The sequence below is a fragment of the Curtobacterium sp. 314Chir4.1 genome, from assembly GCF_900215175.1.
Lineage (GTDB): Bacteria > Actinomycetota > Actinomycetes > Actinomycetales > Microbacteriaceae > Curtobacterium > Curtobacterium pusillum_A.
Map to the genome: position 1 here is coordinate 157,263 of NZ_OCMI01000002.1, position 16,848 is coordinate 174,110.

Genomic DNA, 16,848 nt, shown 5'->3' on the forward strand with positions numbered 1-16,848 from the left:
GATGCGGCTCTTCGACGACGTGGTACCCGCACTCGGACGGGCGTTCTTCGGCAGCGTGGCCGGCGGGGCGCGCGAGCTCGACGACGCGCACCGGGCGATCCGGCAGGGCGTCCCCACGAGTCGGCGCATCGCCTTCGCCTCGCTGCGCGGCGGGACGGGGTGCTCGGCGACCGCTGCGGCCGTCGCCACGGTGCTGGCACGACGCCGGGCCGGACGGGTCCTCGGGGTGGACGGCGCCGCCGGGCTGCGGTCGTTCGCGACCCACGCCGGTGCCGACCGCACCGGACCGACGCCACCGTCCGAACGCCGCAGTGCCGCGCGGACCTCGTGGGACGCGACCGACGGTCTCGCGGTGACCAGCTCGGGACTGCACGTGCTCCGGATCGGCGACCCGCGCCTCCCGAGTCGCCAAGCAGCACCCGCCGACTGGACCGACGCGGTGGACCCGATCGCGCGCTTCTTCGACGTCGTCGTCGGCGACTGGGGGTCCCGCAGCCCCTTCGTGGACCTCGGTGCCGTCGCCGCGGACGCGCACGTCGTCGCGCTCGTCACCGGACCGGACCGCCCCTCGGTCGAGGAGGGCGTGGCGCACGCCGACGCCATCCGTCGGCACGCACCAGGGTCGCGCGTGCTCGTGGTCCCCGTCGACACCACCGGCACCGGGCTCCGCGCGGCCCGCACCGCCGCGGAGTGGCCGGGCCACGCGGTGCACCCGGTCCCGAGCGACCCGAGCGTCACCCGCGGCGGCGACCGTCCGACGGCCTCGCGCATCGCCCTCATCCAGCTCACCGCGGCGCTCGTCGACGCCGCCGTCGACCGCCGCGTCGACCGACCGGCACCGGAGGTGGCCCGGTGAACCGCATCGTGCACCGACCCGCACGGGTCTCCACGCCGCTCGTCCGTCCCGACGCCGAGCAGCTCGCCCCGCCGCCCCAGCTGCCCGAGGGCCCGAGCGGCGGGATCCCGCTGCAGTCCCTGCTGCCCGTGGTCGGTGCGATCTCGTCCGTCGTGATGATGGTCGTGCTGCGCGGCAACAACCCCGTGCTCATGGTCGTCGCGGCGCTCGTGTTCGTGGTCGCCCTCGTCGGTGGCCTCGGCATGGCGTTCACCCAGCGCGGGAACGCCGTGCGCAACCGTCGCACCCAGCGCGAGCGGTACCTCGACTACCTCGAGGAGCTCCGCGGCGACCTCCGTGCCCGGACGACGGCAGTGCGCGAACGCGCCGAACACGTCGACCCGGCTCCGGACACCCTGCCGCGGCTCGTCGGCGACCCGGCACGGCTGTGGGAGCGGCGTCGCGCACACACCGACTTCCTGCGCGTCCGGGTCGGCTCGGGCGACGTCGCCTGGCTCGACCTCACGGTGCCGCCGGACCAGAACCCCGTGCAGCCCCTCGACCCGCTGATGCTCGCCGAGCTCGAGCAGGTGGCCGAGCACTACGGCACCGTCCACGCGATGCCGATCACGATCCGACTCGACGACGCCGGTGACGTCTCGGTCGTGGGCGACCGAGCGGCCGTGCTCGACGTCGCCCGCGCCCTCGTCGCCCAGCTCGCGGCGATGCACGCCCCGGAGGACCTGCACCTCGCGGCCGCCTTCCCCGCTGACCGCGCGGACGACTGGGACTGGTTCGACCTGCTCCCGCACGCCCGGATGGACCGGACCTTCGACGGCCCGCTGCGCGCTCGCCGCGTGGCCGAGGACGTCCCGACGCTCGCCCGCACCCTCGCCGGGGAACTCGGTGAGCGCGCCCGGACGGCGGCGATGTGGCGGCGGTCGGGCGACTCCGGGAAGCGGAGCGACCTCCCGCGGCTCGTGGTGTTCGCCGACGAGCACGGCAGCGTGGCCGTCCCGCTCGCGCTGCCCGAGGGCGAGACCCGGCCGGAGGACCTCCGGATCACGGTGGTGCACCTCGTCGCGGACCGCCTGCACGAGCCGTCGGACGTGCGGGTGCGCGTGACGGCACGGTCGGAGCAGCCCGGGCGCACCCTGCTCGAGATCGTCGACGCGCGCGACGTGGCCGAGGGCGAGCCCGCCCCGGTGCAGGCCGCCGTCTGCGACCCGGTCGCCCCGACGCTCGTCACCGCCGTCGCCCGCGCACTCGCTCCCCTGCGGCTGTCCGCCGACGCCGAGGAACGCGCCGAGTCGTCAGCCGCGATCGGCGTCACCGACCTGCTCGGGGTCGCGGACGTCACGACGATCGACCCCGACCGGACCTGGCGTCCCCGGGCACCGCGCGACTTCCTCCGCGTGCCGATCGGTGTCGACGACTTCGGCGCCCCGCTGCTGCTCGACCTCAAGGAGTCGGCGCAGCTCGGCATGGGGCCGCACGGCATCTGCATCGGCGCCACCGGTTCCGGCAAGAGCGAGATGCTCCGCACGCTCGTGCTCGGCCTCGCGGTGTCGCACCCGCCGGAGGACCTCGCGATGATCCTCGTCGACTACAAGGGCGGTGCCGCGTTCGCCCCGTTCGCCCGGCTGCCGCACGTCGCCGGGCTCATCGACAACCTCGCCGACGACCCGCAGCTCACCCGCCGTGCCCGGGCGTCGATCGCGGGCGAGGTCCGCCGCCGCCAGGAGATGCTCCGCGACGCCGGGGCCGCCCCGTCGATCACGCACTACCGGGAGCTCCGCACGCACCGACCCGAGCTGCCGCCGATGCCGCACCTCGTGCTCGTCATCGACGAGTTCGGCGAACTGCTCACGGCGGAACCCGAGTTCGTCGACCTCCTGCTCATGATCGGTCGCATCGGCCGCTCGATCGGCGTGCACCTGCTGCTGTCCAGCCAGCGGATCGAGGCCGGCAAGCTGCGTGGCCTCGACACCTACCTGTCGTACCGGCTCGGTCTCCGCACGTTCTCCGAGGCCGAGAGCCAGGTCGTCCTGGACACCGGGGACGCGTTCCACCTGCCCGCGGTCCCCGGGTACGGCTACCTCAAGGTCGACACGAGCGTCTACACCCGGTTCCGCTCCGGCTACGTGTCCGGCCCGATCGAGGACGCCACCCCCGCCTCGGCCGTGGCACCGACGACCACCGACACCGCACCGGAGCCGTTCGAGCTGCCGGTGTACAACACGCTCGCGTCCGAGGACGACGAACCCGGCGAGGCGACGCTCGAGTCCCCCGACGTCGGTCGGAGCGTGGTCGACGAGGCGGTCGAACGGCTCGGCCGCGGTGACCGGGCGACGACGCCGGTGTGGCTCCCGCCGCTGCCCACCCGTCTGGCGCTCGGTGCTGTGCTCGACCCGAACGCCGATGCCGACCCGACCGGCATCACGGTTCCGATCGGACTGCTCGACGACCCCGCACGCCAGCGGCAGCGCCCGTGGATGCTCGACCTCACGCAGGGCGGCGGACACGTCGCGGTCATCGGTGCGCCGGGTTCCGGTCGGACCACCTTCCTGCGCTCGGTCGCAGCGTCGATCGCGCTCACCACGACACCGCGCCAGGTGAGCGTGTACGGCATGGACCTGGCCGGCGGAGGGCTCGGCCGCATCGAGGGCTTCCCGCACGTCGGTGGCGTCGCGACCCGGGCGGACCGGAACCGTCTGCTGCGCCTGGTCGAGGAGCTGCAGGCGATGATCCGGCTGCGCGAGCGGGTGTTCCGCGACCACGGCATCGACTCGCTCGCGATGCTGCGGAGCCGCCACGCCGCCGGACGGGTGCCCGAGCTGGGGTCCGCCGACGTCGTCCTGCTCATCGACGGCTTCGGCGTGATGCGCACCGAGTTCGAGGAGCTCGAGGACGCCTTCGGCGACCTGCTCCAGCGGGGTGGCAGCTTCGGCATCCACGTCGTCGTGGCGCTCACCCGGTGGAACGAGCTGCGGCTCGCGAACCAACCGCTCATCGGGCAGCGCTTCGAGCTGCGGCTGAACGACCCGGCCGACTCCACGATCGCCCGCGCGGCGGCGGCCACCCTGAAGTCCGGCGAGCCGGGCCGGGTGCTGACCGGCGACGAGCTGTTCGGCCAGGTCGCGCTGCCGGTGCTCGACGACGTCGAGGACGGGGCCGTCGGCGACGAGCTCGCGGCCCTCGCCCAGCGGGTCGCGGACAGCTGGGGCGGCCCCGCGGCAGCTCCGATCCGGCTGCTCCCGGAGTCGTTCGACCCCGCCGAGCTGCCCGACCCGCTCGTCTCGCCCGACACCGTGCCGTTCGCCCTGCGACAGGACACGATGGACTTCGTGGCGTTCGACCCCGCGGTCGACCAGCACCTGCTCGTGTTCGGCGACACCGCGAGCGGCAAGACGGCGCTCCTCCGGGGTCTCGCGGCCGGGTTCATGGAACGGTCGACGCCGGACGAGCTCGTCCTCGCGTTCATGGACGTCCGCGGTGGTGCCGCTGCGGGCACCCCGGACGACTTCCTCGGCGGGCACGCCGCGAACGGTCGGGACGCCCGCGGGCTCGCAGCGGCGATCGCGGCCGAACTCGAGCAGCGGGCCGCCGGCACCTCGACCGGACCACGGCCGCGCATCGTCGTCCTCGTCGACGACTACGACATCGTCGCCTCGGCCGGCACCGACCCGCTCGCGCCGCTCATGCCGTACCTGCCGTCCGCGCGCGACCTCGGCCTGCACGTCGTCCTCACACGTCCGGTCGCCGGTGCCGCGCGAGCGATGTACGACACCGTGATCCAGTCCATCCGCGACTCCGGCGCCACCGGCCTCGTCCTGAGCGGCGAACGATCAGAGGGCCAGGTCTTCCCGAAGGTCTACGCCGAGCAGTTCCCGCCCGGCCGTGGCCGACTCGTCCGCCGCGGCACCGCGCCGCGCATCGTGCAGGTGGCCCACTTCGCCGCGGCGCCGACGACCCAGCCCGCACGCTCCGACGCCGCGGGCCAGACGACCGTCCTCGACCCGAAGGGAGCCGTCGATGCCCCGTGACCTCCTCATCCTGTCCACGAGCGCGCCCGAGCTCGCCGCGTTCGTCGACGCCGGTGCCGACATCGCGCCCGACCTGCGCGTCCGGACCCTCGAGGGTGGCGCGGTGACCGAGGTCGTCGACCGTCGGGGCTCCGCCGTGCTCAGCGTCCAGGTGCCCGAGCTCGTCGAGAACACCGCCGAGGTCGCCCGGCTTGCTCCGTGGGCGTCCGTCGACGGCCCGGTGTGGTGGACCGAGGCGTGGGCACCGTGGGGACCCGCCGGCGACGTCGGCGTCGACATCGCCCGGGCGTTCGCCGCAGCGCTCGGCGCCCAGGTCCTCGTGGAGGACGGTTCGTGAGCGACATCCCACCGACCTCGGCTCCCCTCCCCCCGATGCCGGGTTCACGGCGCGCGGCCCTGCAGCGTGCCCGGACGGTCATCGTCACGGGCGTCGCCGGCGGCACCGGGACGACCACGGTCGCGGCGCTCCTGGCGGACGCGATCGGCGGGCGACTCGGCGTGGTCGTGCAGGCGACCGACCACTCGGGCGGCGAGCTCGCCGCCCGGCTGCCCTCGCTCGAGCCCGCGACCACGCGGCTGACCCTGCACGACATGGGGGCGCACGTCGGCCCGGCCGCGGCGCTGGCAGCGACTCCGGAGAACTGCCTCGTCGTCGTCGGCCGAGCGACCGACGACGGGGCCGCCGACGTGCGCGCCGCACTCGCGTCGATCGCGCACGAGCCCGACCCGACGCTGCTCGGGCGTTCCGTGGTCGCGCTCGTGGACCGCGCGGCGAAGCCGACCGCGGTGGACACGCGTGTGGTGCGGGACGCGGGAGTCGCCGGGGTCGTCGTGCTCCGCGCCGACCGGGCGCTGAGCCGACCCGGCCGCATCGAGGTGGCCGGCCTCGGCCGCGCCACGATCAGGACGGTGTCGGAGCTGCTGGCGGCCCTCGGCTGGTGAGGCGGCACGCCGTTGCGTGCACGAGACACCGCCCGGCCCGCGAGACGCCGCCGGATGGCGCGGCGTCTCGCGACCGCAGCGGCGTCTCGCGACCGGAGCGGCGTCTCGCGACCGCAGCGCAGACGGACGGGAGGCGCGGTGCCAGCTGGCACCGCGCCTCCCGTCCGTCAGGTGGGAACGCTAGGCGCGGGCGGAACGCACCCGGTCCGCGAACGCGGCGTGCAGCGGGTGCTGCTCGTCGAGGCCGGTGATCTCCGTCGCGACGGCCGCGTCGCTCCGGTCGGAGCGCAGCAGCGCCTGCAGCTCGACGCTCTGCTCGTCGTCCGCGACGTCGAAGCGGAGCGCCGCCCCCATCGCGTCGAGCAGCGCCGTGGGCTCGGTGCCGTCCTCGGCGAGGGCGGCAGCGGGCGACACGAAACGCTCGTCGCGGGAGAGCTTCCGCAGCGGCTGCCGGCCGACGCGCGTCACCGTGTCGGGCAGGTGCGGGTTCTCGAAGCGACCGATGATCGCCTGCACGTAGGCGCGGTGCACCTCGGGGTCGAGCTCGTGCCGGCGGACCAGCAGGTCGCTCGTCTCGGCGAGCACCGACTCGAGCTCGGAGCGGACCGCGGGGATCGCGATCGCGTCGGAGATCTTGTCCGCCCCGGCGAGGAAGCCGTGGTACGCGACCGTGGCGTGGCCCGTGTTGACCGTGAACAGCTTCCGCTCGATGGACGCAGCGAGACCGTCGACGTAGTGCGCGCCGGGGATCTCCGGCTCGGTGCCACCGAACGGGGTGCGGTCGATGGCCCACTCGAAGTAGGTCTCCACCGTGACGTCGAGGCCGGCGCCCTCGGGCTGTGCCGGGACGATGCGGTCCACCGCGGTGTTCGCGAAGACGGCCTTGGAGAGGGCCTGGTCGCGGACGTCGGTCGGGAGCGCCTCGACGATGAACTCGCGCAGGCGGTCCGTGGCGTTGAGGGCGTTCTCGCAGGCCATCACGGCGATCGGCGGGGCACCGGCGTCGCGCTGCTGGAGCGCGGCGGCGATCACCGGCGCGATGAACTTCAGGACGTTCGGCCCGACCGCGCACGTCACGATCGACGCGGTGGCGATCTCGGCGACGACGGCCGCTTCGTCCTGCGCACTGTTCAGGGCGCGGAAGTTCGTGACCTCGTGGTCGCGGGCGTTCGCGCCGACCTCGTGCACGGTGTACGAGTCGGCAGCGGCCAGCGCGTCGATGAGGGGCGCGGCGACGTCGGCGAAGACGACCTCGTAGCCGGCCTCGTGCAGGAGCAGTCCGACGAAGCCACGGCCGATGTTGCCGGCGCCGAAGTGGACGGCGGTGGGGGTGCTCACTCGTTGACCTCGCCGAGGATCGACAGGATCGCGGCGGTGTCCGGTGCGTCGGTCAGCTTCTGGACCTCGTCCTCGTCGGAGAACACGATCGCGATCTTCGACAGGATGTCGAGGTGCTCGTTGTTCACGCCCGCGATGCCGACGACGAAGCGCACCGGGTTGCCGTCCCAGTCGATCGGGCTCGCGTAGCGGATGAACGACAGCGCGGAGGACTTGATGGCGTCCTTCGCGTCGTTCGTGCCGTGCGGGATCGCGAGGAAGTTGCCCATGTAGGTGGACACGCTCTTCTCACGCTCGAGCATCGCCGGGTAGTAGTCCGCCGTGACCGCGCCCGCAGCCTCGAGGATCTCGGCCGCCTCCTTCATCGCCTCCGACTTGGTCGGCGCGGTGTCCTCGGTGTGGATCCGGATCTGGCTCTCCTGCAGGACGGGCATCGGGGTTCTCCTTGCTTCGTGACGTGGCGTCGTGGACGTGGTGGAGGGGACGGGCCGCGGCCCGTCCCCTCCGATACTGCACTTGGTTACTGGTTCTTGAGCTGTTCGACGACCTGGTCGTACTGCGGCGCGTTCATGAAGTTGCCGACCGAGACGTGCTGCGCGTTCGGGTTCTTCTGCTTGGCGCGGTCCGTCAGCTCCTCCTGGGTGATGATCAGGTCCTCCGAGCCGTCGAGGTTCGCGATCGCCTTGTTGACGACCGTGACGCCCTCGATGCCCGCCTTCTTCACCTTGTTGCGGAGGACGCTGGCGCCCATCGCGCTGGAGCCCATGCCGGCGTCGCAGGCGAACACGACGTTCTCGACGCGCGTGGCCGTGGCCGTGCCGGCGCCGACACCGCCGAGGGCGGCTTCCGACTCCTGCTCGTTAGCCGGGCTGTTGTTGCCGAGGAGACCGGAGGTCGCGGCGTTGACGTCGCGGCCCTTGTTGGCCTGGAGCTTCGCCATCGCGGCGCTCATGTCACCACCACCGTTGGCCAGGTCACGCTTGCGGGTCGCGATGAGGAAGAACGACGCGACCGCGAACGACACCGCGGCGGACAGGACGACCGACAGGATGACGCCGAGGAAGCTGTCCTTCGCCGTGGCACCGAGGACCGCGAAGATCGACCCGGGGGACGCCGGAGCGACGAGACCGGAGTGGAACGCGACGTTGGTCGCGACACCCGTCGCACCGCCCAGGATGACGGCGATGAACAGGACCGGCTTCTGCAGCACGTACGGGAAGTAGATCTCGTGGATCCCGCCGAGGAACTGGATGATGATCGCGCCGGGAGCGGTCGAGCGGGCGATGCCGACACCGAAGAACGTGAAGGCGAGCAGGATGCCGAGGCCGGGGCCGGGGTTCGCCTCGAGGAGGAACAGGATCGACTTGCCGGACTCCTGCACCTGCTGCGCGCCGAGCTGGTCGAGCACACCGTGGTTGATCGCGTTGTTCAGGAAGAACACCTTGGCCGGTTCGATGATCACGCTGGCGAGCGGGAGCAGCGAGTGCTGGACGAGGAAGTTCACCGCGTCGCCGAGGCCCTCGGCGATGAGCTTGAACAGCGGCGCGAGCCAGAAGAACCCGGCCATGGCGAGCCCGAAGCCGAGGATGCCGGCCGCGTAGTTGTTGACGAGCATCTCGAAGCCGGGCTTGATCTTGCCGTCCCAGAGCTTGTCGATCTGCTTGATGAGGTACGCGCCGAGGGGGCCGCAGATCATCGCGCCGAGGATCATCGTCGTGCCGTTCGCACCGATGATGACACCCATGGTCATGATCGAGCCGACCACGGCACCGCGGGTCTCGTAGACCATCCGGCCGCCCTGGATCGCGATCGCGAGCGGGATGAGGTAGGTCAAGATCGGCCCGACGAGGCCGACGTTCGCGACACCGCCCGTCTCACCGAAACCACCGAGGATGCCCACGGGCGTCCAGCCGGTCTCGATGAAGAAGGCCGTGATGATGCCCCACGCGATGAAGATCGCGATGTTGGGCATGACCATGCCGGAGAGGAACGTGCCGAACTTCTGAACGGCGACGCGTGCGCCGCCCCGCGACTTCGCGGGAGCGTCGGGCGCTGCAACGGACGACGTTGTCATGTGCGGTGACTTTCTGTGTGGTGGAGCTGCTGCGGTGAAGGGGTGTGGTGCTGGTCGGCTCAGACGGCGTGCGCCGCGGCCGCGGCGGACTTCGCGGCCGCCGCCGTGCTCGCGGCGAGTGCCGCCTGGGCCATCTCGCGGGCCTGGTCGAGCGTGTGCTTGCCGAGTTCGGCGCGCACGTCGGCGAGGGCCGCGGGGGTCATGGAGAGGGTCGTGGCGCCGAGGCCGACGAGGACGACGGCGAGCAGCGGGTCGGCTGCTGCCTCGCCGCAGATCCCCACGGGCTTGCCGGCATCGGACCCGGCGGAGCCGAGCTGCGCGACGAGTCGGAGGACGGCGGGGTGCCACGGGTCCTGGTAGGACGCGACGGTGCCGAGCATGCGGTCGGCGGCCATCGTGTACTGGGTCAGGTCGTTCGTGCCGATGGACACGAAGTCGGCGGACGTGAAGACCTGCTCGGCCATCAGGGCGAGCGAGGGGACCTCGGCCATGACGCCGGCGGTCCGGATGCCGAGCTCGCGGGCGAGGTCGACGAAGTACTCGGTCTCCTCGGCGTCGGCGACCATCGGGGCCATCACCCAGAGGTCGGCCTCGGTCTCGGCGTCGGCCCGGGCGAGCGCGGTGAGCTGGTCGCGCAGGACCTCGGGGTGGTTCCGGAGCGCGCGGAGTCCGCGTCGCCCGAGGGCGGGGTTCTCCTCGTCCTTGTCGGTGAGGAACGGCAGCGGCTTGTCGGCACCGGCGTCCAGGGCGCGGACGACGACCTTCTTGCCGGGGAACGCCTCGAGCAGCTGCTCGTAGGAGGCCTGCTGCTCGTCGACGGTCGGCGCCTTCGGCGAGTCGAGGAAGAGGAACTCGGTGCGGAAGAGCCCCACGCCCTCCGCACCGAGAGCAACGGCGCCCGCGGCGTCGGCCGGGCTGCCGAGGTTCGCGAGCAGGGGCACGGTGTGCCCGTCGGCGAGGGCCCCGGCGGTGAGCGGGGCAGCGGCCGCGGCGAGGCGGTCGGCGATGCGCTGCTGGACGTCGGCGACGAGTTCGGCGGACGGGTCGGTCACGACGGTGCCGGCGGCGGCGTCCACGACGACGACCGTGCCGTCGGACAGGTCGTCCGCGCCGGTCACGCCGACGATCGCGGTGATGCCCTTCGCACGGGCGAGGATCGCGGTGTGCGAGGTCGGCCCACCGTCACGGGTGACGAGTGCGAGGACCTTGTCGAGGTCGAGGAGCGCGGTGTCGGCCGGAGCGAGGTCACGGGCGACGAGCACGAACGGGGTGTCGGACTCGGGCACACCCGGGGCCGGGACGCCGCGGAGCTTGGCGACGATCCGCTGGGCGACGTCGTCGAGGTCGGCCGCGCGCTCCCCCATGTAGCCCCCCATGCCGACGAGCAGGTCGCGGAACTGGGCGAACGCCTCGTGCACGGCGCGCTCGGCGTTCGTGCCGCCGTCGATGCGGGCGTGCACGTCGTCGAGGAGCGTCGGGTCCTGCGCCATCAGGGCCTGTGCCTCGAGCACGGCCTGGGCGTCGCCACCGGCGAGCTGTCCGCGCTTGTTGAGGTCCTCCGCCACCGCGGCGATCGCCGAGGCCACTGCCTGCTTCGCGTCGTCGGCCGAGCCCTCGAGCGCTGCGGTCGACGGTTCGCCGAGCGGGTCCGCCATCCGGAGCACGGGGCCCTGGGCGACGCCACGGCCGACGCCGGTTCCGAGCAGTTCGGACATTCGAGACTCCTTCATCTCACACGCGCTTGCGGTGGGGTGGTTCGTTCGGTGCGCAGCGACACGGCGGGAACCCCGCCCGTGCGGCTTGAGCAGCACCATACCCCGATCCGCGTTGACAAACAAACACATCCGGGGATAAAAATGCAGAAACAGATGCCCGTTTGCGTCTGACGGCCAATCCGTTCGGCTCGGTTCCGTCGACGACGTGCCCGGTCGTGTCCGTTCCGATCCGAGTCCACCGTTCCACCCGCATCCCGAGACGACGAGGCCCACGATGTACGCACCAGAGCGCCACCAGCGCATCGTCGAACAGGCGCGCGCGCAGGGCCGGGTCGACGTCAAGGACCTCGCCGAGCTGCTCGAGGTCACCCCCGAGACCATCCGGCGGGACCTCACGAGCCTCGAGCGCCGCGGCCTGGTCCGTCGTGCCCACGGCGGGGCCATCCCCGTCGAGCGCATCACCATCCACCCCGGCGTCGGCGACCGCGGCGGCATCAACCAGGCCGAGAAGATGGTCATCGCCGAGGCCGCACTGGGCGAACTGCCCGAGAACGGCTCGGTCATGATCGACGCCGGGACCTCGACGATCTGCCTCGCCGAGATGCTCCCCACCGACCGCGGGCTCACCGTGGTGACGCACTCGCTGCCCGTCGCGATGGCCGTCGCGAACCGCCCGGGCATCGACCTGCACCTGCTCGGCGGCAACATCCGCAGCGACTCCCTCGCCGGGGTCGGCACGTGGACGCACCAGCTCATCGGCATGGTGAGCGTCGACGTCGCCTTCATCAGCATCAACGGGATCACCCCGGAGCGCGGCCTCACGACGCACAACATGGCCGAGGCCGCCGTGAAGTCCGCGATGATCAAGTCCGCACGCCGGAGCATCCTGCTCGCCGACCACACCAAGTTCGGACGCGAGGAGTTCGGTCGCGTCGCGCCGCTCGCCGCGATCGACACGATCATCACCGACCCCGCCGTGAACGCCGACCTCGTCCGCGAGGTCGAGGCCGCCGGCACCGAGGTCTTCTGGCCCGGACGCGACTGACCGCGTCCACCGCCCGTCCAGCACCCGCCCACACCGTGCTCGCTACCATGAGCGCACCACCCATCGACGAGGAGTCAATCGATGTCCGAAGCCACCCGCACCGTCACCGTCGCCAGCGCGTCCGGCCTGCACGCCCGTCCCGCGTCCCTGTTCGTCCAGACCGTGACGGCGTCGGGCCACCAGGTCACGATCGCGAAGGGCGAGAAGTCCGGCAACGCGGGCAGCATCCTCGCGCTCCTCGGCCTGGGCATCGAGAACGGCGACGAGGTCACGCTCACCGTGACCGGCGACGACGCCGAGACGACCGCGGACAACCTGGTCGAGTTCCTCAAGACGGACCACGACGCGGCCTGACCACGCGGGTCGCGTCCTGGACGCGACCACGGAACGGACGGGAGGTGGGCCCCACCAGCCGGTACCGGCGCACCGCGCCAGCGGGGTGACGGCCGTGCCTGGAGGGACGGTGCCAGCTGGCACCGCGCCTCCCGTCCGTCCGGGGCCGGGTCCAGGGCTGTCGGCGCCCGCCGATAAGGTGTTCTGCATGACACGCCTGCGCCTCGCATCCGTCAACGTGAACGGCGTCCGCGCCGCCTTCCGCAAGGGGATGGGCGACTGGCTCGCCACCCGTGACGTCGACGTGCTGGCCCTGCAGGAGGTCCGTGCCTCGAGCGACGACCTCGCCGGTCTGCTCGGCGACGAGTGGGACATCGTGCACGACCCGGCCACCGCCAAGGGCCGCGCGGGCGTCGCGATCGCCTCGCGGCACAGCGCCCACGTGCACCGCGTCGCGCTCGGCGCCGACGACTTCGACTCCGCCGGACGCTGGCTCGAGGCCGACTACGAGATCGGCGGCACCACCGTCACCGTGGTGTCCACCTACGTGCACTCGGGCGAGGTCGACACCCCGAAGCAGGACGAGAAGTGGAAGTTCCTCGACGCGATGACGGAACGCCTGCCGAAGCTGCGCGAGCACAACCCGCTCGCCGTGGTCGTCGGCGACCTCAACGTCGGGCACGACCAGCGCGACATCAAGAACTGGAAGGGCAACGTGAAGCGCGCCGGCTTCCTGCCCCGCGAGCGTGCCTACTTCTCGCGCTTCTTCGGTGCGGACGGCTCCGAGGTCGAGGGCGCGGACGGCTCGACCGGCACCGGCCTCGGCTGGGTCGACGTCGGCCGCGAGCAGGCCGGCGACGTCGAGGGTCCGTACACGTGGTGGTCCTGGCGCGGCCAGGCGTTCGACAACGACACGGGCTGGCGCATCGACTACCAGATGGCGACCCCGGAGCTCGCCGCGAAGGTCACGCAGTACACGGTCGACCGGGCCGCTGCGTACGACCAGCGATGGTCCGACCACGCCCCCGTGGTCGTCGACTACGAGATCTGACCTCCTCACTCTCCAGCAGCTACAGGACAGCAACACCATGACCAAGACGCGCATCTTCTCGGGCATCCAGCCGTCGGCCGGATCCCTCCACCTCGGCAACTACATCGGCGCGCTCATGCAGTGGAGGACACTGCTCGACGACTACGACGCGATCTACTGCGTCGTCGACATGCACGCGATCACCTCCCCGCAGGACCCGGCCGAGCTGCGGGCGAACACCCGCGCGACGGCAGCGCAGTACATCGCGTCGGGCATCGACCCGACGAAGGCGACGCTGTTCGTGCAGTCGCACGTGCCGGCGCACGCCGAGCTCGCGTGGGTGCTCAACACCCTCACCGGGTTCGGTGAGGCGAGCCGGATGACCCAGTTCAAGGACAAGTCGGCGCGGCAGGGTGCCGAGGCCGCGTCGGTCGGACTCTTCACGTACCCGGTGCTGATGGCGGCGGACATCCTGCTGTACGACACGAAGGTCGTCCCGGTCGGCGACGACCAGCGGCAGCACGTCGAGCTCACCCGCGACCTCGCCGGCCGCTTCAACTCGCGGTTCGGTGACACGTTCGTCGCGCCGGAGGCCCGGATCCTGACGGACACCGCCCGGATCTACGACCTGCAGGACCCGACGAGCAAGATGAGCAAGTCGGCTGCGTCCGACAACGGCCTCATCCGGCTGCTCGACGACCCGAAGCGCACGGCCAAGAAGATCCGTTCGGCCGTCACCGACACCGAGCGGGAGATCCGTGCGGACCGCCAGGCCAAGCCGGGCATCACGAACCTGCTGTCGATCCTGTCGGCGTTCACGGGCACCCCGGTCGCCGCGCTCGAGGAGTCGTTCCAGGGCAAGGGCTACGGCGATCTGAAGGGTGAGGTCGCGGACGCCGTCGTGGCCGAGCTCGAGCCGGTGCGCGCCCGCACGCTCGAGCTCCTCGACGACCCGGCGGAGCTCGACCGGCTCCTCGAGGTCGGTGCCGAGCGTGCCGAGTCGATCGCGTCCGAGACCCTCGCGAAGGTCTACGAGCGCATCGGCTTCGTGCCGCGCACCCGGCGCTGACCCGACCGGGCCCGACATGATCCCCGTGACGTTGACGTCCGCCCGGGTGCACCTCGACGTCCCCACCCGGGCGGACGTCGCCGCGATCACCGAGGCCTGCCAGGACCCGGCGATCGTGCGGTGGACGACGATCCCGACGCCGTACACGGCGCGGGACGCCACCACGTTCGTCGACGCCCTCGTGGGGCCGGGGTGGGCGTCCGACCGTGAGTACACCTGGGCGATCCGCCGCGCGGGGTCGACCTGGCTCGAGGGCATCGTCGGCTACCGGACCGCGAACCGCGACCTCGGGTTCTGGCTCGCGCCGTCCGCCCGGGGCGCCGGACTCATGCACGACGCCGTCGGACTGGTGCTCGACTGGGCGTTCGGACAGGGCGCTCCCGACGTCTCCTGGGAGTGCTACGCGGGCAACACGGCATCGGCGTCCGTCGCCCGGGCCGCGGGCTTCTCGTACACCGGCACGGGCGAAGCCCGGATCCCCGGACGTGACGGTGCGCCGACGACCGCGTGGAAGGGCCTCCGTCGCGCCGACGGGTCCCCGGCCTCCGACCTGGCGTGGCCGGCGGAGACGTTCGCCACCGGCGACGTCGGCTGACGGCGCCGCGCCGGTAGTCTCGGGTCGTGAGCAGCACCACCACCCCGGCCGAGGTCCGCGCCATGCGCCGCGGCCTCGAACTCGCCGCGCTCGGCCCCGCGGTCGGCGACCACGCCCGCGTCGGGGCGGTCATCCTCTCCCCCGATGGTGCCGTCCTCGCCGAGGGCTGGCACCGGGGAGCCGGCACCCCGCACGCCGAGGTCGACGCGATGGCCAAGGTCCCCGCCGATGCCCTCCGCGGTGCCACGGCGGTGGTCACGCTCGAGCCCTGCAACCACACCGGCCGCACCGGCCCGTGCGCCGTCGCCCTCATCGAGGCCGGCGTCGGCCGGGTGGTGTACGCGATCGACGACCCCGGTGCGGACGCGCACGGCGGCGCCGACCGGCTCCGCGCCGCCGGCGTCGAGGTGGTCTCGGGCGTCCTCGCGGACGAGGCCGAGGCGTTCCTCGAGCGGTGGCTCCTCTCCGTCCGCCTGGGTCGGCCGTGGGTGACCGTGAAGTGGGCGTCGAGCCTCGACGGCCGCGCCGCCGCGGCGGACGGCACGAGCCGGTGGATCACCGGTGCCGCCGCGCGCCAGCACGTGCACGAGCAGCGCGCCGCCCACGACGCGATCCTCGTCGGCACCGGTACGGTCCTCGCCGACGACCCGAGCCTCACCGCGCGGGGCGACGCCGGGGAGCTCCTGCCGGACCAGCCGCTGCCCGTCGTGTTCGGCGACCGGCCCGTCCCCGACCACGCCGCCGTGCGCCGGCACCCCCGCGGGCTCGTCACGCTGCCGGGACACGACCTCGCCGCCTCGCTCGGCGCCCTCCGCGACCACGGCGTGCACTCGGTGTTCGTCGAGGGCGGCCCCACCGTCGCGTCGGCGCTCATCGCCGCGGGACTCGTCGACGAGTACCTCGTGTACCTCGCACCCGTGCTGCTCGGCGGTCCCCGTGTTGCCCTCGATGACGTCGGTGTGGGAAGCATCGGCGAGCGTCGGAGGTTGGACGTACTATCGACCACCAGCCTCGGCCCCGACCTGCTGGTCCGAGCTCGACCCCACCGCCAGGCCCGGCCGGTGGCGGACGCGCTCGGAGACGAGGGGCCCCAGAACGACCGGAGCACCCCATGACCGACGCACTCACCTCCCCCACCCCCGGGAGCCCGGTCCAGTTCGAGGTGTCCACGAACGTCCCGACGACCCACGGCACGTTCGAGATGCGCGCCTACCGCGACCTCGTCACGAGCGCCGAGCACGTCGCGATCATCGGCTCCGGACCCGACGGCGCCGCACCCCGCGACGGCGCGCTCGTGCGCGTGCACTCGGAGTGCCTGACGGGCGAGGCGTTCGGGTCCCTCAAGTGCGAGTGCGGCCCGCAGCTCGACGCGGCGCTCGACACGATCGCGGCCGAGGGCGGTGTGGTCGTCTACCTGCGCGGGCAGGAGGGGCGCGGCATCGGCCTCATCAACAAGCTGAAGGCCTACCGCCTGCAGGAGGACGGCCTGGACACCCTCGACGCGAACCTCGCGCTCGGCCTCCCCGCCGACTCCCGCGCGTACGGCGGTGCGGCCGGCATCCTCGCCGACCTCGGCCTCACGAGCGTCCGGCTGCTCTCGAACAACCCCGAGAAGCGCCGCCAGCTCGAGGAGCACGGCATCTCGGTCGAGAGCCTCGTGCCGCTCGTCGTCGGCGTCTCCGCGCAGAACACCGGGTACCTCGACACCAAGCGCGACCGGATGGGCCACCAGCTCCCCGCCCACCTGGGCTGATTCGCAGGTGCACGACATCTGTCGTACGATGGGGGCTTCCGTCACAAGCGGTCCACCACCACAGCCGAACGCA

General features: G+C 72.6%; 14 protein-coding genes and 1 pseudogene. 11 read left to right on the plus strand and 4 right to left on the minus strand.

The genetic code is table 11. The features are described from left to right. Position 1: 1 nt before the first annotated feature. From CRP27_RS05690 to CRP27_RS05705, 4 genes are read left to right on the plus strand one after another with little or no spacing between them, the layout of a single operon-like run. The gene (locus CRP27_RS05690; RefSeq protein ID WP_097179783.1) at positions 2 to 856 is read left to right on the plus strand and encodes a hypothetical protein; all 855 of its coding nucleotides are present in this window, start codon (positions 2 to 4) and stop codon (positions 854 to 856) included. Then, positions 853 to 4,881 carry a type VII secretion protein EccCa gene (eccCa, locus tag CRP27_RS05695; protein WP_097179784.1) on the plus strand — a complete coding sequence of 1,343 codons (4,029 nt, stop codon included), beginning with the start codon at positions 853 to 855 and terminating at the stop codon, positions 4,879 to 4,881. Before CRP27_RS05690 ends, eccCa begins: the two co-directional genes overlap by 4 nt. Continuing rightward, positions 4,871 to 5,218 carry a hypothetical protein gene (locus CRP27_RS05700; protein WP_097179785.1) on the plus strand — a complete coding sequence of 116 codons (348 nt, stop codon included), beginning with the start codon at positions 4,871 to 4,873 and terminating at the stop codon, positions 5,216 to 5,218. Before eccCa ends, CRP27_RS05700 begins: the two co-directional genes overlap by 11 nt. After that, a complete protein-coding gene (locus tag CRP27_RS05705) occupies positions 5,215 to 5,823 on the plus strand; it encodes a hypothetical protein (RefSeq protein WP_141399698.1) in 609 nt (202 codons plus the stop codon). Before CRP27_RS05700 ends, CRP27_RS05705 begins: the two co-directional genes overlap by 4 nt. Before the next feature lie 180 nt (positions 5,824 to 6,003). Here the strand turns inward: CRP27_RS05705 and CRP27_RS05710 are convergent, their stop codons facing one another. The 4 genes from CRP27_RS05710 to ptsP all read right to left on the minus strand — a co-directional run bounded on the left by CRP27_RS05710 (position 6,004) and on the right by ptsP (position 10,950). Continuing rightward, positions 6,004 to 7,161, minus strand: coding sequence for a mannitol-1-phosphate 5-dehydrogenase (locus CRP27_RS05710; RefSeq protein WP_097179787.1), 1,158 nt, complete (start codon positions 7,159 to 7,161; stop codon positions 6,004 to 6,006). Then, positions 7,158 to 7,595, minus strand: coding sequence for a PTS sugar transporter subunit IIA (locus CRP27_RS05715; RefSeq protein WP_079236519.1), 438 nt, complete (start codon positions 7,593 to 7,595; stop codon positions 7,158 to 7,160). Before CRP27_RS05715 ends, CRP27_RS05710 begins: the two co-directional genes overlap by 4 nt. An 86-nt stretch (positions 7,596 to 7,681) precedes the next feature. Beyond that, the gene (locus CRP27_RS05720) at positions 7,682 to 9,235 is read right to left on the minus strand and encodes a PTS mannitol transporter subunit IICB (protein WP_097179788.1); all 1,554 of its coding nucleotides are present in this window, start codon (positions 9,233 to 9,235) and stop codon (positions 7,682 to 7,684) included. A 59-nt stretch (positions 9,236 to 9,294) separates the two neighbouring features. After that, the gene (ptsP, locus tag CRP27_RS05725) at positions 9,295 to 10,950 is read right to left on the minus strand and encodes a phosphoenolpyruvate--protein phosphotransferase (RefSeq protein WP_097179789.1); all 1,656 of its coding nucleotides are present in this window, start codon (positions 10,948 to 10,950) and stop codon (positions 9,295 to 9,297) included. Between the two features lie 274 nt (positions 10,951 to 11,224). Between ptsP and CRP27_RS05730 the strand changes: the two genes are divergently transcribed. From CRP27_RS05730 to ribA, 7 genes and pseudogenes are all read left to right on the plus strand, one after another. After that, complete coding sequence (locus CRP27_RS05730; RefSeq protein WP_079236522.1) at positions 11,225 to 11,995, plus strand: DeoR/GlpR family DNA-binding transcription regulator; 771 nt, start codon at positions 11,225 to 11,227, stop codon at positions 11,993 to 11,995. An 81-nt stretch (positions 11,996 to 12,076) separates the two neighbouring features. Beyond that, a complete protein-coding gene (locus tag CRP27_RS05735; protein ID WP_097179790.1) occupies positions 12,077 to 12,349 on the plus strand; it encodes an HPr family phosphocarrier protein in 273 nt (90 codons plus the stop codon). Positions 12,350 to 12,536: 187 nt separating this feature from the next. Then, entirely contained in the window at positions 12,537 to 13,379 is an 843-nt protein-coding gene (locus tag CRP27_RS05740; protein ID WP_079236524.1) for an exodeoxyribonuclease III, read from the plus strand. Between the two features lie 37 nt (positions 13,380 to 13,416). Continuing rightward, entirely contained in the window at positions 13,417 to 14,427 is a 1,011-nt protein-coding gene (gene trpS / locus CRP27_RS05745; RefSeq protein ID WP_097179791.1) for a tryptophan--tRNA ligase, read from the plus strand. Positions 14,428 to 14,452: 25 nt separating this feature from the next. Further along, positions 14,453 to 15,022: a GNAT family N-acetyltransferase gene (locus CRP27_RS05750; RefSeq protein WP_176505481.1), complete on the plus strand. Its 570-nt coding sequence runs from the start codon at positions 14,453 to 14,455 to the stop codon at positions 15,020 to 15,022. 62 nt (positions 15,023 to 15,084) lie between these two features. Beyond that, complete coding sequence (gene ribD, locus CRP27_RS05755) at positions 15,085 to 16,137, plus strand: bifunctional diaminohydroxyphosphoribosylaminopyrimidine deaminase/5-amino-6-(5-phosphoribosylamino)uracil reductase RibD (RefSeq protein WP_255257508.1); 1,053 nt, start codon at positions 15,085 to 15,087, stop codon at positions 16,135 to 16,137. Positions 16,138 to 16,166: 29 nt separating this feature from the next. Then, positions 16,167 to 16,775: pseudogene (ribA, locus tag CRP27_RS05760) on the plus strand (GTP cyclohydrolase II); the annotation flags it as partial. Positions 16,776 to 16,848: the final 73 nt, after the last annotated feature.

Bases quoted from the DNA above. Each gene is read 5' to 3' on its own strand.
- CRP27_RS05720 (WP_097179788.1), bottom strand. From the start codon at position 9,235: ATGACAACGTCGTCCGTTGCAGCGCCCGACGCTCCCGCGAAGTCGCGG.
- CRP27_RS05715 (WP_079236519.1), bottom strand. From the start codon at position 7,595: ATGCCCGTCCTGCAGGAGAGCCAGATCCGGATCCACACCGAGGACACC.
- CRP27_RS05700 (WP_097179785.1), top strand. From the start codon at position 4,871: ATGCCCCGTGACCTCCTCATCCTGTCCACGAGCGCGCCCGAGCTCGCC.
- CRP27_RS05730 (WP_079236522.1), top strand. From the start codon at position 11,225: ATGTACGCACCAGAGCGCCACCAGCGCATCGTCGAACAGGCGCGCGCG.
- ribD (WP_255257508.1), top strand. From the start codon at position 15,085: ATGCGCCGCGGCCTCGAACTCGCCGCGCTCGGCCCCGCGGTCGGCGAC.
- trpS (WP_097179791.1), top strand. From the start codon at position 13,417: ATGACCAAGACGCGCATCTTCTCGGGCATCCAGCCGTCGGCCGGATCC.
- CRP27_RS05740 (WP_079236524.1), top strand. From the start codon at position 12,537: ATGACACGCCTGCGCCTCGCATCCGTCAACGTGAACGGCGTCCGCGCC.
- ptsP (WP_097179789.1), bottom strand. From the start codon at position 10,950: ATGTCCGAACTGCTCGGAACCGGCGTCGGCCGTGGCGTCGCCCAGGGC.
- CRP27_RS05690 (WP_097179783.1), top strand. From the start codon at position 2: ATGCGGCTCTTCGACGACGTGGTACCCGCACTCGGACGGGCGTTCTTC.
- CRP27_RS05735 (WP_097179790.1), top strand. From the start codon at position 12,077: ATGTCCGAAGCCACCCGCACCGTCACCGTCGCCAGCGCGTCCGGCCTG.